The following is an 18,671-nucleotide window of genomic DNA, read 5'->3' as shown; positions in this document are numbered from 1 at the left end:
GCGACCGGCTGTTTCCGGCTTGGAAGTTGTGATGCGCCGTCTTGCGGCCCTTTTCATGCTGACGCTGCTTGGCGCCTGCTCGACCGTGGACGATCTGTCTCCGCTGTCGCCGTCCTCATCCAGCAGCCCGACGGTCGTCGTGCGCGCGCCGCGCTTCGAGGATTCCAAGCCGCATGAATGGGATAGCGGCGCGCCATGGAACTATGCCGTTCACGGCACCGACGTCTCCAAGTACCAGACCTCGGTCGACTGGCCGACGGCCAAGGCGAGCGGCATTTCCTTCGCCTTCATCAAGGCCACAGAAGGCGGCGACCGCTTCGACGAGTATTTCAACGAGCACTGGGCGCGCACGAAAGCCGCCGGCGTTCCGCGCGCGGCCTATCATTTCTTCTATTTCTGCACCCCGGCTGCCCAGCAGGCGCGCTGGTTCATCCAGAACGTTCCCGTCGACCGCTCCGCCATGCCGCCGGTTCTCGACATGGAATGGAACCCGAAATCGCCGACCTGCCGGCTGCGTCCCGACGCCGCCACGGTGCGCGCGGAGATGACCACCTTCCTCCAGATCGTCGAGCGGCATTACGGCAAGAAGCCGATCATCTACACCTCTGTCGACTTCTTCGACGACAACGAGTTGTCGACCTTCCGCGGCTACCCCTACTGGTTGCGCTCGGTCGCCGGCCATCCGCGCGAGAAATATGGCAGCCACCCCTTCACCTTCTGGCAATACACCGGAACCGGCATCGTTCCCGGCATGACCGGCAAATCCGACATCAACGTCTTCAACGGCTCGGAAGCCGCATGGAACAAGTGGCTGCGGCAGAACACCCGTTGATACCTGGTTCAACGGCAGCGAATCCCTGGATCAAGTTGCTCCAGCGTGACTCCCGTTGAACCGGGTTCAACGGCAGCGACTCTCTAGACCAAGTTGCTCCAGCGAGACTCTCGTTGAACCGGGTTCAATGGCAGCGAATCCCTGGACCACATTGTTCCAGCAGGACGCCCGTTGAACCGGGGGCAGCGGCAGCGAAGCCCCAGGGAATAAGTAGTTGCGGCAGAACACCCGTTGACACCGGGCCTGCCGCCTGCTTTTCGACACAGCCAGCGGTAAAGAGTGCAACCGCCAGTAATCCGGGGCATTGGGTTTCCAGCCAAGCACGACAATGCCCTCTTCGTTTCGAAAGGAAGCTGATGCGACTGCGTTCCCAAGCCCTCGCGGCGCTATTCCTGTGCGCCACGGCCTTGCCGGCGATGGCGCAGGAATGCGGCGGCGATTTCGAAACCTGGAAACAGGGCGTGGCGGCGGAAGCCAAGGCCGCCGGTGTCGGCGCCGCCGGTCTCGATGCGCTGGAAGATGCCACCTTTGACGAGCGGGCGCTGGCGCGCGACCGCGCCCAGGGCGTCTTCACCCAGACCTTCATCGAGTTCTCCAACCGCATGATTTCGGCCTACCGGCTGAAGCAGGGCGCGGCGAACATGAAGAAATACGCCGATGTCTTCGCCCGCGCCGATCAGCAGTTCGGTGTGCAGGCGCCGGTCATCACCGCCTTCTGGGCGCTGGAGACGGATTTCGGCGCCGTGCAGGGCGATTTCCACACGCTGAGCGCGCTGGTGACGCTTTCGCATGATTGCCGCCGCCCGCAACTGTTCCGCCAGCAGCTGGTGCCGCTTCTGGAGCTGATCGATCGCGGCGTGCTGCCGGCCGACGTCAAGGGCGCCTGGGCCGGCGAGATCGGCCAGACGCAGATCCTGCCTTCGGACTATCTGGCCCGAGGCGTCGATGGCGACGGCGACGGCAAGATCGACCTGCGCAACAGCGTGCCCGACGTGATCATGACCACGGCCAACAAGGTGCTGTCGCGCGGCTGGAAGCGCGACGAACCCTGGATACAGGAAGTGCGGGTGCCCGACGAGATGCCCTGGGATCAGACCGGGCGCACCAACAAATTGCCGCTGACACAATGGGCGCAGTGGGGCGTCACCAATCCCGACGGCTCGCCGCTCGTCGACAAGGGGCTGAAGGCCGGTCTGGCGCTGCCCATGGGCCGCAAGGGCCCGGCCTTCCTCACCTATGACAATTTCGATGTCTATCTCGAATGGAACCAGTCCTTCACCTATGCGCTGACCGCGGCCAATCTGGCCGCGCGGCTCGCAGGCGCGCCGCCGCTTGATCCGCGCACCCCGGACCAAGGCCTCAACAACGAGCAGATGAAGGCGCTGCAGACCAAGCTCGAGGCCCGGGGATACGACGTCGGCACGGTCGACGGCATTCTGGGCACCAACACCCGCGAAGCGATCCGCAAGGAGCAGATGCGGCTTGGCCTGCCGGTGGACGGCTGGCCGACACCGGAGCTTTTGGCGAAGCTGTGAGGGGCCGCCATTCTTGAGGCCCTCGCTACCGGCTAGCGCCTGCTCTCCTCGCCCGCACGAAATCGATGAACGCCCGCAAGGCTGGCGGCACGTGCCGTGAACTTGGGTGGTATAGATAGAAGCCGGGAAAACTCGGCGACCAGGCTTCCAGAAAACGGACGAGCCTGCCTTGCTCGATCCAGGGCCGGACCTGGTATTCGAACATGTAGGCAATGCCCACGCCATCCAGCACGGCATTGAGCATCAGCTCGGTATCGTTGACGGTCAGGCTGCCTTCGATGGCGATTTCGAGGGCCCGTTTGCCACGCGCGAACTCCCATCGGTAGAGGTTGCCGCCGCCCGGCCACTCGAATTTGATGCATTGGTGCTGGTGCAGTTCCTGCGGATGACGCGGTATGGCCCGGTTCTCGAGATAGGCGGGAGCGGCCACCGCGGCCATCTGCAAATCCTCGCTCAGTTTCACCGCCACCATGTCCTTCTGCAGCCGCTCGCCGAGCCGGATTCCTGCATCGAACCGGCCTTCGACAATGTCGGCCAGCGTGTCGTCGACGATGACGGTCAGCGCGATATCGGGATAGGCGCGCTGAAAGTCCCCGAGGATCGGCGCGATGAACCGCACGGCGGCGACACGCGGCACATTGATGCGTAGCGAACCCGCCGGCCGATCGCGCGCTGCATGAACATCGGCAATGGCGCTTTCCAGTTCGCCAAAAGCGACGGCAAGGCGCGAAAAAAGCGCGTCGCCTGCCGCGGTCGCGGAAACACTGCGCGTCGTGCGATTGAGGAGCCTGACGCCGATGCGCGTCTCCAACTGCCGGATCGACTGGCTGAGCGCCGGCGGCGACACACGCAGCCTTGCGGCGGCACGGACGAAACTGCCCTCTTCGACGATGGCGGAAAATGCCTTGAGCTCAGTGAATTCGGATCCGCGCACTGTGTATCCATGGGTTAACAAGCCAATCAGATAATAGGTCATTATCTTATCAATTGCATGCCGCTATTTCTCAGCCATCGGCCACATCGCAGGTAAAGCCGCGGGCCAGAATGGTTGAAGGAAATTGATCATGTCCCAGTCTCTGCACGGCAAAACCGCAATCGTCACCGGCAGTTCGCGCGGCATCGGCCGGGCCATCGCCGAAGGACTCGCGGCCCATGGCGCTGCCGTCGTCATCAACTATGTCGGCAACCAGAAAGCCGCCGACGAGGTCGTCGCCGGCATCGCCAGCAAGGGAGGAAAGGCGCTCGCCATCCAAGCCGACATATCAAGCGTTTCCGATGTCCGCCGCCTGTTTGACGAGACCGACAGTAAGCTGAGCGCAATCGACATCGTCGTCGCCAATGTCGGCGTCGCCGTCATCAAACCGCTGACCGAGGCAACCGAAGCCGATTTCGACCAGATCTTCGGCACCAATGCCAAGGGCACCTTCTTCACATTGCAGGAAGCAGCGCGCCGGGTGCGCGACGGCGGCCGGATCATCGCTGTCTCCACCGGCGGCACGAAGATGTTCTTCACGCAGACGGCGCTCTACCTCGGCAGCAAGGGCGCCGTCGAACAGTTCGTCCGCGTGCTCTCCCGAGAACTCGGATCGCGCGGCATCACGGTGAATGCGCTGTCGCCGGGCTTCACCGACACGGACCTGCTTCCAGAGCGCGATCGCGCCGTGGCTGCCGGCATGTCGCCCTTCGGCAGGATAGGCGCGCCGCGCGACGTTGCCGATATCGCGGTCTTCCTGGCCAGCGACGAGGCCCGCTGGCTGACCGGCGAGAACATCCAGGCTGGCGGTGGAGTGGCGTAGGGATAGGCAGTAGGCAGTAGGCAGTAGGCAGTAGGCAGTGGGCAGTGGGCAGTAGGCAGTGGGCAAATACCAAAGGTGACATTGAAAGCGCCAGTATAACAAACGATCCCTACCCCCTAGTCTGCCATCGTCTCCAAACTCGCAAAGCCTTGCGGCGCATCGCCTTCGTCGAACGGCGTCGTCACCTCGACGAACGTATCGGGATAGAACCCGTTGAAGCGTGTGCGTAGCGACAGCGAATAGGCGCCGATATGGCCGATTTCGATCCAATCGCCGGTGTCGACGGTTTCCGGCAGCCAGAAAGGCCTGGACAGGATGTCGACGGAATCGCAGGTCGCGCCGCAGACCTTGAACGGCACGATGTTCTTTTCAGCGCCATTGCGGGTCCTGATCGCCGGATCAGGAATGAAGCGCGCCGGCAGCGTGATCTTGCCGGTCCATGAATCCGATAGCGACGCCCAGATGCCGTCATTGATGTAGAGCCGCTTGCCCTTGCGCAACAGCACGCGCACGATCAGCGACAGGCAACGCGCCACGATCACCCTGCCCGGCTCGGCCACCAGCGGGATCTGGTCGAACTGATATTCCTTCAAGTCGCCGGAGAGCCGCGACATGATCTGGCCGAGCGACGGCATCTCGATCTGCTTGCGGTTGGGATCATGGCCGTATTCGGCCGGAAAGCCGCCGCCGACATCGAGGCCGGCGATGTCGAAGGTCAACCGATTGCGCACCCAGTCGGCCGAAGCCAGCGCCCGCTCATAGGTGTCGGGATCCTCGATCTGGCTGCCGACATGGAAACACAGGCCGACCTTGTAGCCCGTGCGGTTCAGCCGCTCGGCGAGTTCTACCGCATAGGCCGGCCCGGCCCCGAATTTCTTCGACAGTTCGTAGGCCGCCGACCCTTTCGTCTGGATGCGCACGAATACGCTGATCGAGCCGGGGTCGATGTCGAGCGCCCGCACCACCCGCGTCAGCTTGGTGATCTCGTCCTCATGGTCGAGCGAAATGACGCGGATGCCGTATTTCTCCAGCGCCAGCTTGATGTCCGACTGCGCCTTGACCGGGTGCATGTAGAGCATCTCGGCATCGGCAGAGACGGCGCGCACGGCAGCGAATTCGCCGGGCGAAGCGACGTCGAAGGCGTTGACGCCGGCCTCGACCAAGGTCTTCAGCACGATCTGCTCGCCATTGGTCTTGACCGCATAAGCGGTCTTGCCGGGGAACATGCCCATGAACTGCCTGGCATCGGCCTTCAACACCTGCGGGCGGAAGCAATAGACCGGATCGTCAGGACGAAGCGCCAGTGCCGCCTCGCGGGCATTCTCGAATCGCTGCATTGACGAATCCTCGATCTCGGCTGCGCACAATTAATCCAAGCTAGCGGCCAATGAAAACAATTCTGTGTCTCGTGCACCTGACGCCGCGGCGCTAATCTTCGGCGACATCGCTTGCCATCGACCAGGTTTCGGGTGGCGCTTGTCGCCAGACCCGATATGCACGTGTCTGGCCGGCTGACATTCGAGCCGGCATGTCGGGGGGAGGACGATCCACATGGCAATTGCCGCTACATCAGCGTCGCGCGGACCGATGACGCTTACCGACTGGGGGCAGTTGCTGCTGCTTGGCGCCATCTGGGGCGGTTCGTTCTTCTTCGCCCGCATCGCGGTGGCGGAGCTTCACCCTCTGGTGCTGGTGCTGTTTCGCGTCGCCATCGCGGCAATCGCGCTGCAGATCTATCTCGGCCTGCGCGGCCCGTCCTTCCGCCTTGCCTTTCCGCATGCCGGCCTGTTCTTCCTGCTGGCCTTCACCAACAATGTCGTCCCCTTCTCGCTGATCTTCGCCGGCCAGACCGAGCTTGGCGCCGGCGTCGCCTCGGTGCTCAACGCGACGACGCCGTTCTGGACGCTGATCCTTGCCAACGCGCTGACATCGGACGAGAAGCTCTCCTGGAACAAGCTCGCCGGCATCGGGCTCGGCGTCGTCGGCACCGCTGTCATGATCGGTCCCGGCGTGCTCGCCGGGCTTGGCGGCCCGGTATGGGCCAAATTCGCGCTGATCGGCGCGTCTTTGTCCTATGGCGTCGCGCTGATGGTCGCCCGCCGCTTCAAGGGCGTGCCCTCGCCGGTCATCGCCACCGGGCAGTTGACCGCCTCGACCATCATCATGATACCGGTCGTGCTGCTGGCGCACGGCCCGGCCGGCCTGTTCTCGGCCTCGCCGCCAGTCTGGGCGGCGGTGCTGGCACTGGCGCTGTTGTCCACCGCCTTCGCCTACGTCCTCTATTTCAACCTCGTCGCCTCGGCCGGCGCCACCAACGCCTCGCTGGTCACGTTGATCGTGCCGGCCAGCGCCATGCTGCTCGGTTTCCTTTTCCTGGGCGAGCGGCTGGAACTGTTCGAGACCGGCGGCGTGGTGCTGATCGGCCTCGGTCTTCTCACAATCGACGGACGTGTCCTTGGAAGGCGTTAGGCGCGAAAATCGAAGTCGATTTTCGCGGCGGTAGCGCTGCCATGACACAGCATCGACACGTCGCCGCCACAATTTATTCACAGGTCTGAAGCGGGTTTTTGCCGAGAAGTTTCAACGGCTAACGGCAAAATCGGAGTCGCAAATTTCACAATCACGTCGCAATGCAGCACATTTTCCGCTTGCCTGTGGCACAAATGGACCTAGACTCTTAGGCATAGCTCTTTAAGAGGAGGCTATGTCATGGGACTTACGAGGCCAATCAACGCATTGATGATTTGTGCTGCGTTTGCTTTCATCGGCGCCCTCATTATGGGCGTCCTTCCCTGAACCCGCCAAAACGGGGAAGACCAGCACCAGATAGTCTAAACAATTCGAAAGGCCGGGTTTTTACCCGGCCTTTTGCTGTTCAGCGCTGCCTCATGCAGCAGCCGAGCCCGCCACCTCCGCCTCATGCGAGCGGATGCCGATCATGTGGCAGATGGCGAAGACGAGGTCGGCGCGGTTCATCGTGTAGAAGTGGAAGTCGCCCACCCCGCGTTCGACCAGGTCGAGAACCTGTTCGGCGGCGACGGCGGATGCCACCAGCGCATGGGTCTGCGGGTCGTTCTGCAGGCCGTCGAAGCGCTCGGCCAGCCATGCCGGCACCAGCGCGCCGCAGCGCGCCGAGAAATTGGCGACCTGGGTGAAATTATGCACCGGCAGGATGCCGGGAACGATCGGGATGTAGATGCCGGCCCGGCGCGCGCGCTCGACATAGCGCTCGTAGAGATCGTTGTCGAAGAAGAACTGGGTGATCGCCCGCGTCGCGCCATTGTCGACCTTGCGCTTCAGCATGTCGATATCGGTGGCGAAGTCGGGGCTTTCCGGATGCTTCTCCGGATAGGCCGAAACCGAAATGTCGAAATCGCCAGCGTCCTTCAGAGCTCCGACCAGCTCGGCACCATTGGCATAGCCGTCCGGGTGCGGACGGTAAGCGGTTCCAACGCCCGCGGCCGGATCGCCGCGCAGGGCGACGAAGCGCTTGACGCCCATATCGGCGAATTCCTGGATCACCGCGTCGACCTGATGGCGGGCGGCATCGACGCAGGTCATGTGCGCGGCCGGCGTCAGGCTGGTCTCGTTCAGGATGCGGCAGACGGTGCGCGCCGTGCGCTCACGCGTCGAGCCGCCGGCGCCATAGGTCACCGAGACGAATTTCGGCTTCAGCGGCTCCAGCCTTGTGACCGTGTCCCACAGCCGCGCCTCCATCTCGTCATTCTTGGGCGGGAAGAATTCGAAGGAAACCTTGACCTTGTCGCCAATGTCGGGGCGGCGGGAAAAGCGGAACTGGTTCATCAGGCGATTTCCCCTATCGAATTCACTTTGGTCTGCTGGCTGTCATTGGCAGGGTCGGCGATCAGCAGGCGCCTATCGCGGCCAAGCCAGAGTTTGACGGTGAGCCTGGGCTCGCTGCCGCCGCGCGGCTCGAATTCCTGGGCATCCTCGAGATCAAGGCCGGCCTCGGCAAACCATTCGCCGATCTGCCGGTCCGAAAAGCCGAGGCGCATATGTGCGTGCTCTTCGCGCAGGAATTCCAGCGTGTGCGGCGCGAAGTCGACGATGACCAGCCGGCCCGACGGGCGCAAAAGCCGCGCCGCCTCGTGGATGGCGCGGGCCGGATCGTCGAGATAGTGCAGCACCTGGTGGATGGTGACGAGATCGAAGGCATCGCGCTCGACCGGCGGCGAGAAGATATCGCCCTGCCGCACCTGCGCATTGGAAACGCCGGCCTTGTCGAGATTGGCGCGCGCCACGGTGAGCATCTCGCGTGACATGTCGATGCCGACACCGCGCCGGTAGAGCGGCGAGAAGATTTCGAGCAGCCGCCCGGTGCCGGTGCCGAGATCCAGCATCGACTGGAACGGCCGCTTGCCGACCAGCTTCAGCATCGCCGCCTCGACCGCGCGGTCCGGCACATGCAGCGAGCGGATATGGTCCCAGCTTGCGGCATTCACCGAAAAATACTCCGCCGCCCGGTCCTGCCGCTTGCGCTTGACCGAGGCCAGCCGCTCGAGGTCGCGCTCGACCTGCGGATCGGCGCCGCGAATGCTGGAAACCAGGCCCATGACGAAGTCACGCGCGGAATCGGCATCCGACAGGCGGAAGAACGCCCATGACCCTTCCTGGTAGCGGTCGATCAGCCCGGCCTCGAGAAGCAGCTTCAAATGCCGCGAAACGCGCGGCTGCGACTGGCCGAGAATTTCGGTAAGATCGGAAACGGTGAGGTCGCCACGCGACAACAGTGCCAATATGCGCAGGCGGCTGGATTCGGCCGCCGCCTTTAGCGTATCCACCATGGTGTCGAGCGAAACATGCATCAGCGTATTCTCTTTTCAGCGCATTCACTTTGAAAAAGATATAAACATATGTTTATGTCGATTTTCAAAACCTTGCAAGCGCTATGTCGCTTCCGGACGAGAAAATGCCGCATGCGTGATTTTCCGGTGGGCGCCGCCCAAAAATGTGTAGCGGTCTTCTGACAATGGCAGCCAGCAGCACGGAGATGGGCAAAATGACCGGGCCGCGCGAAATGTTCGAGGCACGCGAAGGCGAGCAGAGGCTGGAACAGGATCCGGCAACGATGCCGGCGGATGCCGGAATCGTCTTCATCGGCCGCATCGCCTCGCCTTGGGTAACGCGGGAAAGCTGCCCGAAAAACATGCACACGGCGCGCGAGACCGGGCAGCCGGCGATGCTGACCATCGACGCGCCCTATCGTGAAGGCCTGCGCGGGCTGGAGCGCGCCAGCCATGTCATCATCCTGTCCTGGCTGCATCACGCGCCGCGGAATCTGATTGTGCAAAAACCTCGCCATGCGGCTGAAGCGAAAGGCGTATTCGGCCTGCGCTCCCCTGCCCGGCCGAACCCGGTCGGCCTGCATGTGGCAAGGCTCATCGGATTGGACATCGCCACTGGGCGCCTCGATCTCGACGCCATCGACGTGCTCCACGGCACGCCGGTCATCGACATCAAGCCCTACTTCGCCTCGACCGACGCCATGCCAGAGGCGATCGTCGAAGGACGCGATGAACGATGACAGCACCGACCGGCCGCCGCCGCGCCATCGCCAAGGCGCTGACCGCGCTTCTGCCGCTGGCGCCCTATGCCGACATGGAGAAGATCCGCGCCGACGCCGGCGCGGTGCATTTGAAGACCTTGCCGCCGGGCATTGCCGTGTGGCTGGCGACGATCGCCCACATCCGCCACATGCACACCGACTACGAAAAGCTGCTGGCCGAGGGTTATGACCGCGACTCCGCCCGCTTCTTCGTCATCGAGCAGACCAACATCGTGCTCACCCGCTGGCGCGCGACACGTTTGCTCGACGCCGACGACGAAGAGGAATGAGGCGGCTATTGTCTGGTCAGCACGGCGATCGCATTGTAGGGCTGGCCGTCGGCCTGGCCGACCCAGGTCCAGGACAGGTTTCCCTTGAAAAACCGGACGGTGATGTCGCCACCGTCGATGCACTTGTCCTGGCCGTAGGTGATGCTCTCATGGAATTCCGCCGACGTCTCGTCCCTCGACGTCTGCGACAGCGATCCGCCGCAGCCGAGTGACGGATAATCGATCGACGCGCCGTCATCCCTGATCGTCATGGCGATCGACCAGTCGGCGCCGGCGTCCCCCGCCGGGCTCTGGTGGCCACTGCCGACCCAGGTGCCGGTCAGCGTCTGCGCCGGCGCATTCACCGTGCAAGGCAGGTTCTGGAAGATCGGCGTCAGTTCGCTGCCGGTCTTCTCGCAGCGATAGGTCTGGCCGTTCTGGCAGAGTTCGTCACCTTGTTTCACGCACTGCGCGCTGACCTCGCCCGCGCCGGCGAAAATCATCATGGTCGCGATGACCGTCCCAAGCCTGCCCATATCCCCTCCCACTCCAAGCCACCTATCATACGGCAATTCCAATCCGGTGTATCGGCTGGACCGTTATGGAGGACGAACAGCGCCCGGACGGCTGGCACTATGCCTTCTGTCCGGCACCTATAGGCTGATGACCCGCCCCGCCCGCGAGGAGGCCACGATGGACCAGACGACGGCAACACAGGCTTCAAGGCCGCTGCCCACGGTCGGCGCCCGCCACATTGACCCGCACGCCTATCCCGATGGCATCGCCTTCCTCGACGGCCAGTACCTGCCGATGTCGCAGGCCAAGGTGTCGGTGCTGGATTGGGGGTTCCTGCATTCCGATGCCACCTACGACACGGTGCATGTCTGGAACGGCCGCTTCTTCCGCCTCGACCTGCATCTCGACCGCTTCTTCGGCGGGCTCGAAAAGCTGCGCATGACCATTCCCTTCGACAGGGATGGCGTGGCCGAGATCCTGCACAATTGCGTCGCCCTTTCGGGCCATCGCGCCGCCTATGTCGAAATGCTGGGCACGCGCGGCGCCTCGCCGACCTTCAGCCGCGATCCGCGCCAGGCGATCAACCGCTTCATGGCCTTCGCTGTGCCGTTCGGCTCGGTCGCCAATGCCGAGCAGCTGCAGCGCGGCCTGCGCGTCGCCATCAGCGACAAGGTGCGCATCCCGCCGGCTTCGGTCGATCCGTCGATCAAGAACTACCACTGGCTTGACCTGGTGCGCGGCCTCTACGACGCCTATGACCGCGGTGCGGAGACCGCGCTCATCCTCGACTTCAACGGCAATGTCGCCGAAGGCCCGGGCTTCAACGTCTTCTGCGTCAAGGATGGCAAACTGTCGACGCCGGCCATCGGCGTGCTGCCTGGCATCACCCGCCGCACCGTCTTCGATCTCTGCGCCGAAGACGGTCTTGTCGCCGCCGCCGCCGATGTCAGCGTTGCAGCGCTCAAGGCGGCCGACGAGGTCTTCATCACCTCGACCGCGGGCGGCATCATGCCGGTGACTGAGATCGATGGCGCTGCGATCGCCGACGGCAAGGTCGGGCCTGTTACCGGCCGGCTGATGGTGCTCTACTGGCAAAAGCACGACGATCCGGCCTGGTCGTCTCAGGTGAGTTATCCCTGATCAAAGGGCGTCTTGTTCAAAAAAGATCCCCCTCGCCTCTGGAAAATCACGGGATAGGCCGTATATGCCCGAAAGCGGAGAAGCCTCCGCTTTTATCCAAGATTGCGCCCGCAGGGGCAAGGATTCCACATCATGACAAACAAGGTTTGGTTCATCACCGGATCGTCGAAGGGTTTTGGCCGCGTCTGGGCCGAGGCCGCATTGGCGCGCGGCGACCGCGTTGCCGCGACCGCCCGTGACGCCGGCACGCTCGCCGATCTGGTTGAGAAATATGGCGACAACATTGCCGCGATCACGCTCGACGTCACCGACAAGAAAGCCGTCGATGCCGCTGTCGCCGAGGCGCACAAGCGCTTTGGCCGGCTCGACGTCGTCATCAACAATGCCGGCTACGGCCATTTCGGCGCCATCGAAGAGGTCAGCGAGCAAGAAGCCCGCGACCAGATCGAAACCAATGTGTTCGGCGCTCTGTGGGTCACGCAGGCCGTGCTGCCGATCATGCGGGCGCAGCGGTCCGGCCACATCATCCAGATCTCGTCGATCGGCGGCGTCAACGCCTTTGCCTCGCTCGGCCTCTACCATGCCTCGAAATGGGCGCTGGAAGCCTTCAGCCAGTCGCTCAGCATCGAGGTCGCGGAATTCGGCATCCATGTCACGCTGGTCGAGCCGGGCGGCTTCTCCACCGACTGGTCCGGCGCCTCAGCCAAGGTCTCCAAGCCGATCGAAGCCTATGCGCCCGCCCGCGCCAAGATGGCCGAGCGCCGCGCCAATTCGGTCGCCGGCGATCCCGAGGCGACCGGCCCGGCGATGCTGGCCATCGTCGATGCTGCCGAGCCGCCGCTGCGCGTGTTCTTCGGCGATGGCGGCCTGCCGATGATCCGCCAGGAGTACGCCAACCGCCTCGCCACCTGGGACAAATGGGACCACGTGTCCGTCATGGCGCAAGGCGCCAACAAGAACCGCAAGGGCTGAGGCTCCAGCATTTTGCTACGCCGCTCATCAGCGGCGTAGCCCTTCGGTCACGATGAGAACGGGCGGCTATGCCTGATAAATCCACTGCTCCGGCACCCGCGCCGAAATCTCTTCGCCGACCCTGATCGTTCCGGGCTTCTCGACCCAGGCGACCACGCCACGCAGCCGCTTGGCCACCTTGGGAAAGAGCAGCGCGCCGGCCTCGATGTCGGCCATATCAGCATTTTCGGCGATCGATCGCCCGGCGATGCGGCATGGTCCGTTCTGGGCATCGATCTTGAGGGTCACGCCATCCTTGAAGAACAGCAGCGTGCCGGCCGGCAGCATCGACAGATGCGGCACGCCTTCGATCACCAGATTGGCGCCGATCCATTCCGGCTTGATCTCGGGAAGGCCCATCCGCCCGGCGACGATGGCCAGTTCGTCCCCGGCCACGATCGACAGCTGCCGCTCGTTGCGCATTTCGGTGCCGCGCGGATACCAGGGTTCGCGCCCGCCCGAGCGCCGCGTCGATCCGGCATGGAAATCGCCCGAAATGCCGTCGAAGCCGAGCCGCAATTCCTCCACCGGTCGCGTCTGGAAATGATCCGCCGGCGCGACAAAGAGCGCTGCGGCGCGAGCGGAAAGCTTCTTCGCCGGAATGATTTCGACCGGCTTCTCGGCTTCGGGGAAGAGATCCATGATGGCGTTCCGTCCTTGAATCATGCTCCCCGTTTTTGCTCTTCGGGCGGCAAGGCCGCAAGGGCGGTTTGGGCCATAATGCGCAACTCATCGGCCGACGCGCCGTCCCGCGCCTGGATCGACATGCCGTTCATGACGCCGGCGATATATTTGGCGAAGCTCTCGACGGAGAAGCCTTCCGGCAGATCGCTCGCCGCTTGGCCTTTGGCCAGACGCTCCGCGATCGCCGCTTCGCTCGCCTTGCGATAGGCCTTGAGTTCATCCGCGATGGCTTGCGCCTGCGGCGAGGCCGCCAGGGCACCGCTGACAAAAAGGCATCCGCCCGGCTTGCCGGGCCTGGAATAGGCCTCCGCCGCGCCCTGCAGCAACCGCCGGATCGCCTCGCGCGTCGGTACCGGCGCGCTCAGCGCATCCAGCGCAAAGCCGATCTCGGTCTCGTGGTAGCGCGTCAGCGCCTTGCGGAACAAGGTCTCCTTGTCGGTGAAGGCGTTGTAGATCTGCGGCGGCGTCAGCCCCATCGCCTCGCGCAGCATGGCCAGCGACGTCGCCTCATAGCCATGCTCCCAAAACAGATGCATCGCCGCATCCAGCGCCCGGTCGGGGTCGAACGTGCGGGGACGACCACCCCTAGCCTTTTCCAAGTTATCCATAGTGATCGATACGAAACCTATTGACTCGCTCGTTTCACATAACGTAACAATTGATACGAAACATGGCAAGCCGGAAGACGATCTTCCGGCAAGGCCGTGCAGCCCGAGGACAAGGAGAGACCAATGCCCATCACCGTGACCGCGCCGGAAGGCGTCCTGACAGAGGCCGGAGAGCGCGAGATCCTGCCGCGCCTCAGCGCCGCCCTCATCGAAGCTTCCGGCGCCACCGGCAATGCCTTCTTCACCGCGATCGTCGGCGGCACGGTCCACATCCTGCCGTTGCGCCATATCTATGCCGGCGGCGCCAACAGGCCCGTCGTGATGGTGGAGTTGAAATTGCCCAATATCGGCCTTGGCTCGATCGAGACCCGCAACGCCTTCATCACCACGGCCGCCGGAATTGTCGCCGAACTCTGCGTGCCCGGGCACAAGCCGGAAAATACCTGGATCAACATCGTCAACGCGCCTGACGGCGGCTGGGGCATCGGCGACAGGCAATTTACCGGCGACGCGCTCATCGCCGCCGCCACCGCCGCTGCGCATTGATCTGATAGGGAAGATGTGATGCGGCTCTCCCCTTCGCTCTTCTTCACCACCAATTGCGAGCCGGCACTGGCTTTCTACGAACAGTGCGGCCTTGGCCGGGGAACGATCCTGCTGCGCTGGGGCGATAACGGCATGCCGGTGCGGACCGAAACCATGCGCGGAAAAATCCTGCATGCGCGCTTCGAAGGTCCGGGCGTGCTGTTTTATGCCTCCGACAATGACGATGCGGAGCCGATGAAAGGCTCCGCCATGATGCTGGAATTCGACGAGCTGGTGGCCATGCGCGCGCTTTTTGCCCGCATGGCCGCCGGCGGCCGCATCACCGTGCCGCTGGCGCGGCAATATTGGGGAACCAGCTTCGGCATGCTGGTCGACGCCTATGACGTGCAGTGGATGTTCAGTTGCTCGGGTCAATGAAGGCGAAGGATCACGATCTTCTTACCGGAAATGGAATTGGTGCCGCATTGCCGCCGCGTCGGATCGCTTTCATGTTGGCGAGACACTGCGGAGGTTCTCATGCGACCGGCGACGGCAATCGCGCTGCTTTGGCTCGTCTGGGTGGTCACCTGGATTGCGGCCGCCATGTGGGCTGATCCGGCTAAAAAACGCGCCACCATCGGCGCGGAGGTCCGTTATCGAGTGTTCTGGCTGGCCGGCACCGTCCTGCTGTTCGTCCCGGCGCACGGCTATGAGGGCAGGTTGAGATTGTGGACACCAAGCCTCGCCGAGGCCTGGGCTTGCATTGCCCTGATCGCCATCGGCCTCATCTTCTCGTGGTGGGCGCGTATTCATCTGGGCAGGCTGTGGTCGGCCTCGGTCACTGCCAAGGCAGACCACCGCGTGGTCGATACCGGTCCATACGGCCTCGTCCGCCACCCGATCTACACAGGATTGCTGCTGGCGCTCCTCGCCACCATGCTCGCGAAAGGCACTGTGTGGGGCATTGCAGGTGTCGCACTGCTCACCATCGGCATCGTCATGAAGGCAAAACTCGAGGAGCGCTTCTTGCGCGGCGAACTTGGCCCCGCCTATGACGACTACGCGCGGCGGGTGCCGATGCTGGTTCCCTTTACGCCGGCCTGACACGCCAAGGTGCGGCGAACGCCCGCTCAGCTCGATTTCCCCGCCCCGCTGCCTTGCCGAAAATGGTCGACGGCACCGTCGATTTGAACCCAATCATGCTTCGACTGTTCGAAGATCGACCGGACGGGCGGCGGATAGTTCGGGTTGGCAAGCGCACCAACCGCGACACCGATCAGCGATGGCAGCCTGTCGGCTTTCCAATAGACCGTCGAGCCGCAGGCGGGACAGAAGTGGTTGTGCACCTTGCCGCCGCTCGTGGTATCGCGCGTGAATTCTTTCGCGGTTCCAGAGATGGCGACAGCGTCAGCCGGATAAAAGGCGCCGACGCCGAAGGGCGCGCCGGTTCGGCGCTGGCAATCGAGACAGTGGCAGGCGACAACCAGTTTTGATGGTCCTGTCAGCATCAGCGTAAGGGCACCGCAGCTACACCGGGCATCGACCATTGGAACTCTCCTTTCTGAAACGGGATCGCGTTGATTCAAGCCGCCCCCGACACGGGCGTGTCGAGGGTCGGTCCAGGCTGAACGGGAATGGAGGACGGGCGCGCAGCGGCCCGGCTGAGGACGAAAGTCCGAATGGCCCTTTCGGGCCAGCGTCACCGCGACATTGCCTAGAGCATCCGGATGAGCGCGCCACCTATCGAATACCCCGCGCCAAAGGCGCAGATCAAGCCGAAATCACCGGGCTTCATGTCGGCATGGTTCTCCGACAGCGCGACGATGGCGCCGGCGCCCGCCGTGTTGCCCAGCCGCTCCAGCACCATCGGCGCGCGATCGTGATCGACATCGTGGCCGAACGACAGCTTCAGGATCATCGCATTCATGCGCGCATTGGCCTGATGCAGCCAGAAGCGCCGGATCGCCTGCGGCGTCAGCCCATGCTCGGCCAGGAACTCGACGATGAATTTCTGGCCGGCGACGGTGACTTCCTTGAACACCTTGTTGCCGACCTGTTTGATCAGGTTGCCTTCCAGATTGATCATGTAGGGATCATCCTGGGCGGTGCGGGTGTGGTAGCCGAGATTGGTGCGGATGTTGTTCGACATCTGCGTCCACAGCCGCGTATCCAGCACCTCGAAACGCCCCGGCCGCTTGTCGCCCTGGGCAAGCCCCTCAACCACCATCGACACCGAAGCGTCGCCGAAGATGAAATGCGTCTGCCGGTCGCGGAAATTGAGATGGCCGGTGATGATTTCCGGCGTGGTCACCAGGATGCGCTTGTGCGCGCCAGAGCGCACCAGATTGACCGCCATGTGCAGGGCGGCCGCCGCGGACGAACAGCCGAGCCCCATGTCGAAACCGGCGCCGGTGGTGCCGAGCGCCTCCTGCATTTCGATGGCGATCGCCGGATAGGGCCGCTGGTGGTGCGAGGCCGAGCAGATGATCAGGTCGATCTGGGACGGCTCAACGCCGGCATGGTCGAGCGCCTTCCTGGCCGAGGCAATGCCGAACTCGGCCTCCAGCGACAGCGCATCGTCGGGCCGCGCGGGAATGCGCGGCGTCATGCGGGTCGGGTCGAGAATGCCTTCGCGCTCGATGACATGACGGGATTTCACGCCCGAGGCATGGACGATGAAGTCGCTGTCGGATTTCTGCAGCATAGGCTCGCCGGTACCCTGGCGGCGCGCATTCTCCGTGTCGACCCAGCTGTTGAAGCTCTCGACCAGTTCTTCATTCGTGATGACAGCTTCAGGAATTTCAGCGCCAATGCCGCTGATGATGACGCGATGCATGTTTCAGTCCGTCCCATCCGCAGGCGTTGCGGCTTCATGTGGGCGCCGAAACGCTTCGGCGCAACACTTTTCTCATCCGGCCGGTTTACGCCGGCTTAAACGAAGGATTCGGGCCGGCTTGAACCAGGATTTCACCAGGCGCACAGCTTGGTGTTTGTCTGCGGGTTGTTCCAGCAGGCGCCGTCGTCACGGCTGCGCACGAACTGCCCCGGCAGCGGCACGTTGCGGCGGCCGAGATTGACATAGCCATAGGCAAAGCCCGGCCCGTCGATCTCCAGCACATAGGTCGGGTAACCCGGCGCCGAGATCCGGAAACTGCCGGCATCATCGATGGCGCGGTAGCTGCACGGGAAATACCCATCATCCGTGGTGAAGCAGCGCGCCCGCTTGGCTTGCGCCGAAACCGAGAACGCCAGAAGTGCCGCCGTGCAAACGCAGCCGCCATAGAGCAACCTTTTCAAACTCATCATTTCCCCCTGCCACGCGGCCATCATGGCCCCACGCGATGAATTGGGCATGACGGCGAAACCGGGTCAAGCCACGGCAATCGGCTGTAGGCGAAGTGGATAATTCTTTCCTAGCCGGCCCGCTTGGCGACAATGAAAATCCGAGGGAAGCGCAGCAACACCTTGCCGTTGGCGGTCTTCGGATAGGCCTTGACGATCTTGGCCGTATAGCTGTCGAGGAACATCTTGCGCTCGTCGGCGTCCAGCGGATCGAGGAAGGGCTTCAGCCCGGTCGACTTCACCCATTCGACGATCGCCTCGGCGTCGGCCAGCGGATGGTTGTAGGCCGTATGCCAGATATCCAGCCGATCGGAGAGCGGCGACAACAGGTCATAATAGAACGACACAGGCGGCAACGGTCCGCGCGCCGCACCCTTGAGCTTATCGGCGAAGGGCATTTCGGCGGCGGTTTCCCGCATCATCTGATGCGAGGGCTCAAGCAGGTTGTCCGGCATCTGGACGGCCAGCGCGCCACCAGGCGCCAGAAAGCCCATCAGCCGCTGGAACACCGCCGGATGCGTGGGCAGCCACTGGAACACCGCGTTGGCGAAGATCACATTGACCGGTTCGGCCGGCTGCCATGTCGCCGCGTCCGCCAGGTCGAAGCTGACATTGGGCAGGCGCGCCCTCGCCTTCTCGATCATGTCGGGCGAGGTGTCGAAGCCTATCACCTGCGCATCCGGCCAGCGCTCGACCAGAAGCTCGGTCGAATTGCCAGGCCCGCAGCCTATGTCGACGACCCGGCGCGGGAAGTCGACCGGCACTTGCGCGACAAGGTCACGGGCCGGCCGCGTGCGCTCATCCTCGAATTTCAGATATTGGGCGGCGGACCAGTCAGCCATTTGAA

Annotated in this window: 22 protein-coding genes; 11 read left to right on the top strand and 11 right to left on the bottom strand. The window is 63.5% G+C overall.

The features are described 5' to 3' along the window. The first annotated feature begins 31 nt into the window (after positions 1 to 31). Positions 32 to 832, top strand: coding sequence for a glycoside hydrolase family 25 protein (locus D3242_RS04565; RefSeq protein ID WP_032930832.1), 801 nt, complete (start codon positions 32 to 34; stop codon positions 830 to 832). A gap of 356 nt (positions 833 to 1,188) precedes the next feature. Next, positions 1,189 to 2,367 (top strand): lytic murein transglycosylase, encoded by a 1,179-nt coding sequence (locus D3242_RS04560; RefSeq protein ID WP_064983785.1) that lies wholly within the window; start codon positions 1,189 to 1,191, stop codon positions 2,365 to 2,367. Positions 2,368 to 2,392: 25 nt separating this feature from the next. Here D3242_RS04560 and D3242_RS04555 read toward each other — a convergent pair whose 3' ends face one another. Further along, positions 2,393 to 3,301, bottom strand: coding sequence for a LysR family transcriptional regulator (locus D3242_RS04555; RefSeq protein ID WP_064984300.1), 909 nt, complete (start codon positions 3,299 to 3,301; stop codon positions 2,393 to 2,395). Between the two features lie 130 nt (positions 3,302 to 3,431). Here D3242_RS04555 and D3242_RS04550 point away from each other — a divergent pair, with 130 nt between their 5' ends. Continuing rightward, positions 3,432 to 4,163: an SDR family oxidoreductase gene (locus D3242_RS04550; protein ID WP_064983784.1), complete on the top strand. Its 732-nt coding sequence runs from the start codon at positions 3,432 to 3,434 to the stop codon at positions 4,161 to 4,163. Between the two features lie 116 nt (positions 4,164 to 4,279). On the opposite strand, the gene D3242_RS04545 is transcribed toward D3242_RS04550, so the two are convergent. Continuing rightward, positions 4,280 to 5,500: an alanine racemase gene (locus tag D3242_RS04545; protein ID WP_019859118.1), complete on the bottom strand. Its 1,221-nt coding sequence runs from the start codon at positions 5,498 to 5,500 to the stop codon at positions 4,280 to 4,282. A 214-nt stretch (positions 5,501 to 5,714) separates the two neighbouring features. On the opposite strand from D3242_RS04545, the gene D3242_RS04540 reads away from it, so the two are divergent. Further along, complete coding sequence (locus D3242_RS04540; RefSeq protein WP_064983782.1) at positions 5,715 to 6,632, top strand: DMT family transporter; 918 nt, start codon at positions 5,715 to 5,717, stop codon at positions 6,630 to 6,632. A 417-nt stretch (positions 6,633 to 7,049) separates the two neighbouring features. Here the strand turns inward: D3242_RS04540 and metF are convergent, their stop codons facing one another. Together metF and D3242_RS04530 are read right to left on the bottom strand one after the other, a co-directional pair. Continuing rightward, positions 7,050 to 7,967 carry a methylenetetrahydrofolate reductase [NAD(P)H] gene (metF, locus tag D3242_RS04535; RefSeq protein ID WP_019859120.1) on the bottom strand — a complete coding sequence of 306 codons (918 nt, stop codon included), beginning with the start codon at positions 7,965 to 7,967 and terminating at the stop codon, positions 7,050 to 7,052. Beyond that, positions 7,967 to 8,989 carry an ArsR/SmtB family transcription factor gene (locus D3242_RS04530; protein ID WP_010910281.1) on the bottom strand — a complete coding sequence of 341 codons (1,023 nt, stop codon included), beginning with the start codon at positions 8,987 to 8,989 and terminating at the stop codon, positions 7,967 to 7,969. Before D3242_RS04530 ends, metF begins: the two co-directional genes overlap by 1 nt. Before the next feature lie 194 nt (positions 8,990 to 9,183). Between D3242_RS04530 and tsaA the strand changes: the two genes are divergently transcribed. Together tsaA and D3242_RS04520 are read left to right on the top strand one after the other, a co-directional pair. Beyond that, positions 9,184 to 9,708, top strand: a complete 525-nt coding sequence (gene tsaA, locus D3242_RS04525) for a tRNA (N6-threonylcarbamoyladenosine(37)-N6)-methyltransferase TrmO (protein ID WP_081296103.1) — start codon at positions 9,184 to 9,186, stop codon at positions 9,706 to 9,708. Further along, on the top strand, positions 9,705 to 10,019 hold the full coding sequence (locus tag D3242_RS04520; protein WP_038647758.1) for a DUF2293 domain-containing protein: 315 nt from the start codon (positions 9,705 to 9,707) through the stop codon (positions 10,017 to 10,019). Before tsaA ends, D3242_RS04520 begins: the two co-directional genes overlap by 4 nt. 5 nt (positions 10,020 to 10,024) lie before the next feature. Here D3242_RS04520 and D3242_RS04515 read toward each other — a convergent pair whose 3' ends face one another. After that, positions 10,025 to 10,534, bottom strand: a complete 510-nt coding sequence (locus tag D3242_RS04515; RefSeq protein ID WP_038647760.1) for a hypothetical protein — start codon at positions 10,532 to 10,534, stop codon at positions 10,025 to 10,027. 157 nt (positions 10,535 to 10,691) lie between these two features. On the opposite strand from D3242_RS04515, the gene D3242_RS04510 reads away from it, so the two are divergent. Further along, complete coding sequence (locus tag D3242_RS04510; protein WP_064984298.1) at positions 10,692 to 11,654, top strand: D-amino acid aminotransferase; 963 nt, start codon at positions 10,692 to 10,694, stop codon at positions 11,652 to 11,654. A gap of 132 nt (positions 11,655 to 11,786) precedes the next feature. Beyond that, positions 11,787 to 12,626 (top strand): SDR family oxidoreductase, encoded by an 840-nt coding sequence (locus tag D3242_RS04505; protein ID WP_064983780.1) that lies wholly within the window; start codon positions 11,787 to 11,789, stop codon positions 12,624 to 12,626. 66 nt (positions 12,627 to 12,692) lie between these two features. Here D3242_RS04505 and D3242_RS04500 read toward each other — a convergent pair whose 3' ends face one another. Both D3242_RS04500 and D3242_RS04495 read right to left on the bottom strand, forming a co-directional pair. Next, positions 12,693 to 13,331 carry an MOSC domain-containing protein gene (locus D3242_RS04500; protein WP_064983779.1) on the bottom strand — a complete coding sequence of 213 codons (639 nt, stop codon included), beginning with the start codon at positions 13,329 to 13,331 and terminating at the stop codon, positions 12,693 to 12,695. Beyond that, complete coding sequence (locus tag D3242_RS04495) at positions 13,328 to 13,885, bottom strand: TetR/AcrR family transcriptional regulator (RefSeq protein WP_223217716.1); 558 nt, start codon at positions 13,883 to 13,885, stop codon at positions 13,328 to 13,330. The genes D3242_RS04500 and D3242_RS04495 overlap by 4 nt, the downstream gene beginning before the upstream one ends. Positions 13,886 to 14,080: 195 nt before the next feature. Here D3242_RS04495 and D3242_RS04490 point away from each other — a divergent pair, with 195 nt between their 5' ends. The 3 genes from D3242_RS04490 to D3242_RS04480 all read left to right on the top strand — a co-directional run bounded on the left by D3242_RS04490 (position 14,081) and on the right by D3242_RS04480 (position 15,586). Then, complete coding sequence (locus tag D3242_RS04490) at positions 14,081 to 14,503, top strand: hypothetical protein (protein WP_020628922.1); 423 nt, start codon at positions 14,081 to 14,083, stop codon at positions 14,501 to 14,503. Positions 14,504 to 14,521: 18 nt separating this feature from the next. Beyond that, the gene (locus tag D3242_RS04485; protein ID WP_064983775.1) at positions 14,522 to 14,920 is read left to right on the top strand and encodes a VOC family protein; all 399 of its coding nucleotides are present in this window, start codon (positions 14,522 to 14,524) and stop codon (positions 14,918 to 14,920) included. Between the two features lie 99 nt (positions 14,921 to 15,019). After that, positions 15,020 to 15,586, top strand: coding sequence for a methyltransferase family protein (locus D3242_RS04480; protein ID WP_038647767.1), 567 nt, complete (start codon positions 15,020 to 15,022; stop codon positions 15,584 to 15,586). Positions 15,587 to 15,612: 26 nt separating this feature from the next. Here D3242_RS04480 and D3242_RS04475 read toward each other — a convergent pair whose 3' ends face one another. The 4 genes from D3242_RS04475 to tam all read right to left on the bottom strand — a co-directional run bounded on the left by D3242_RS04475 (position 15,613) and on the right by tam (position 18,666). Continuing rightward, a complete protein-coding gene (locus tag D3242_RS04475) occupies positions 15,613 to 16,029 on the bottom strand; it encodes a GFA family protein (RefSeq protein WP_038647769.1) in 417 nt (138 codons plus the stop codon). Between the two features lie 167 nt (positions 16,030 to 16,196). After that, positions 16,197 to 17,318, bottom strand: coding sequence for a beta-ketoacyl-ACP synthase III (locus tag D3242_RS04470; protein ID WP_019859136.1), 1,122 nt, complete (start codon positions 17,316 to 17,318; stop codon positions 16,197 to 16,199). Between the two features lie 131 nt (positions 17,319 to 17,449). Further along, the gene (locus D3242_RS04465) at positions 17,450 to 17,785 is read right to left on the bottom strand and encodes a hypothetical protein (protein WP_064984297.1); all 336 of its coding nucleotides are present in this window, start codon (positions 17,783 to 17,785) and stop codon (positions 17,450 to 17,452) included. A gap of 110 nt (positions 17,786 to 17,895) precedes the next feature. Continuing rightward, the gene (tam, locus tag D3242_RS04460) at positions 17,896 to 18,666 is read right to left on the bottom strand and encodes a trans-aconitate 2-methyltransferase (RefSeq protein ID WP_064983773.1); all 771 of its coding nucleotides are present in this window, start codon (positions 18,664 to 18,666) and stop codon (positions 17,896 to 17,898) included. Positions 18,667 to 18,671: the final 5 nt, after the last annotated feature.

The sequence above is a fragment of the Mesorhizobium jarvisii genome (genome assembly GCF_003601985.1).
Classification (GTDB): Bacteria; Pseudomonadota; Alphaproteobacteria; order Rhizobiales; family Rhizobiaceae; genus Mesorhizobium; species Mesorhizobium jarvisii.
Note: the sequence above shows the minus strand (reverse complement) of the source record. Positions and strands in the feature narration are given on the sequence as shown.

Bases quoted from the DNA above. Each gene is read 5' to 3' on its own strand.
- D3242_RS04505 (WP_064983780.1), top strand. From the start codon at position 11,787: ATGACAAACAAGGTTTGGTTCATCACCGGATCGTCGAAGGGTTTTGGC.
- D3242_RS04475 (WP_038647769.1), bottom strand. From the start codon at position 16,029: ATGGTCGATGCCCGGTGTAGCTGCGGTGCCCTTACGCTGATGCTGACA.
- D3242_RS04530 (WP_010910281.1), bottom strand. From the start codon at position 8,989: ATGCATGTTTCGCTCGACACCATGGTGGATACGCTAAAGGCGGCGGCC.
- tsaA (WP_081296103.1), top strand. From the start codon at position 9,184: ATGACCGGGCCGCGCGAAATGTTCGAGGCACGCGAAGGCGAGCAGAGG.
- D3242_RS04540 (WP_064983782.1), top strand. From the start codon at position 5,715: ATGGCAATTGCCGCTACATCAGCGTCGCGCGGACCGATGACGCTTACC.
- D3242_RS04470 (WP_019859136.1), bottom strand. From the start codon at position 17,318: ATGCATCGCGTCATCATCAGCGGCATTGGCGCTGAAATTCCTGAAGCT.
- D3242_RS04565 (WP_032930832.1), top strand. From the start codon at position 32: ATGCGCCGTCTTGCGGCCCTTTTCATGCTGACGCTGCTTGGCGCCTGC.
- D3242_RS04465 (WP_064984297.1), bottom strand. From the start codon at position 17,785: ATGAGTTTGAAAAGGTTGCTCTATGGCGGCTGCGTTTGCACGGCGGCA.
- tam (WP_064983773.1), bottom strand. From the start codon at position 18,666: ATGGCTGACTGGTCCGCCGCCCAATATCTGAAATTCGAGGATGAGCGC.
- D3242_RS04495 (WP_223217716.1), bottom strand. From the start codon at position 13,885: ATGCATCTGTTTTGGGAGCATGGCTATGAGGCGACGTCGCTGGCCATG.
- D3242_RS04520 (WP_038647758.1), top strand. From the start codon at position 9,705: ATGACAGCACCGACCGGCCGCCGCCGCGCCATCGCCAAGGCGCTGACC.
- D3242_RS04515 (WP_038647760.1), bottom strand. From the start codon at position 10,534: ATGGGCAGGCTTGGGACGGTCATCGCGACCATGATGATTTTCGCCGGC.
- D3242_RS04490 (WP_020628922.1), top strand. From the start codon at position 14,081: ATGCCCATCACCGTGACCGCGCCGGAAGGCGTCCTGACAGAGGCCGGA.
- D3242_RS04560 (WP_064983785.1), top strand. From the start codon at position 1,189: ATGCGACTGCGTTCCCAAGCCCTCGCGGCGCTATTCCTGTGCGCCACG.
- D3242_RS04485 (WP_064983775.1), top strand. From the start codon at position 14,522: ATGCGGCTCTCCCCTTCGCTCTTCTTCACCACCAATTGCGAGCCGGCA.
- metF (WP_019859120.1), bottom strand. From the start codon at position 7,967: ATGAACCAGTTCCGCTTTTCCCGCCGCCCCGACATTGGCGACAAGGTC.
- D3242_RS04545 (WP_019859118.1), bottom strand. From the start codon at position 5,500: ATGCAGCGATTCGAGAATGCCCGCGAGGCGGCACTGGCGCTTCGTCCT.
- D3242_RS04480 (WP_038647767.1), top strand. From the start codon at position 15,020: ATGCGACCGGCGACGGCAATCGCGCTGCTTTGGCTCGTCTGGGTGGTC.
- D3242_RS04550 (WP_064983784.1), top strand. From the start codon at position 3,432: ATGTCCCAGTCTCTGCACGGCAAAACCGCAATCGTCACCGGCAGTTCG.
- D3242_RS04510 (WP_064984298.1), top strand. From the start codon at position 10,692: ATGGACCAGACGACGGCAACACAGGCTTCAAGGCCGCTGCCCACGGTC.
- D3242_RS04500 (WP_064983779.1), bottom strand. From the start codon at position 13,331: ATGATTCAAGGACGGAACGCCATCATGGATCTCTTCCCCGAAGCCGAG.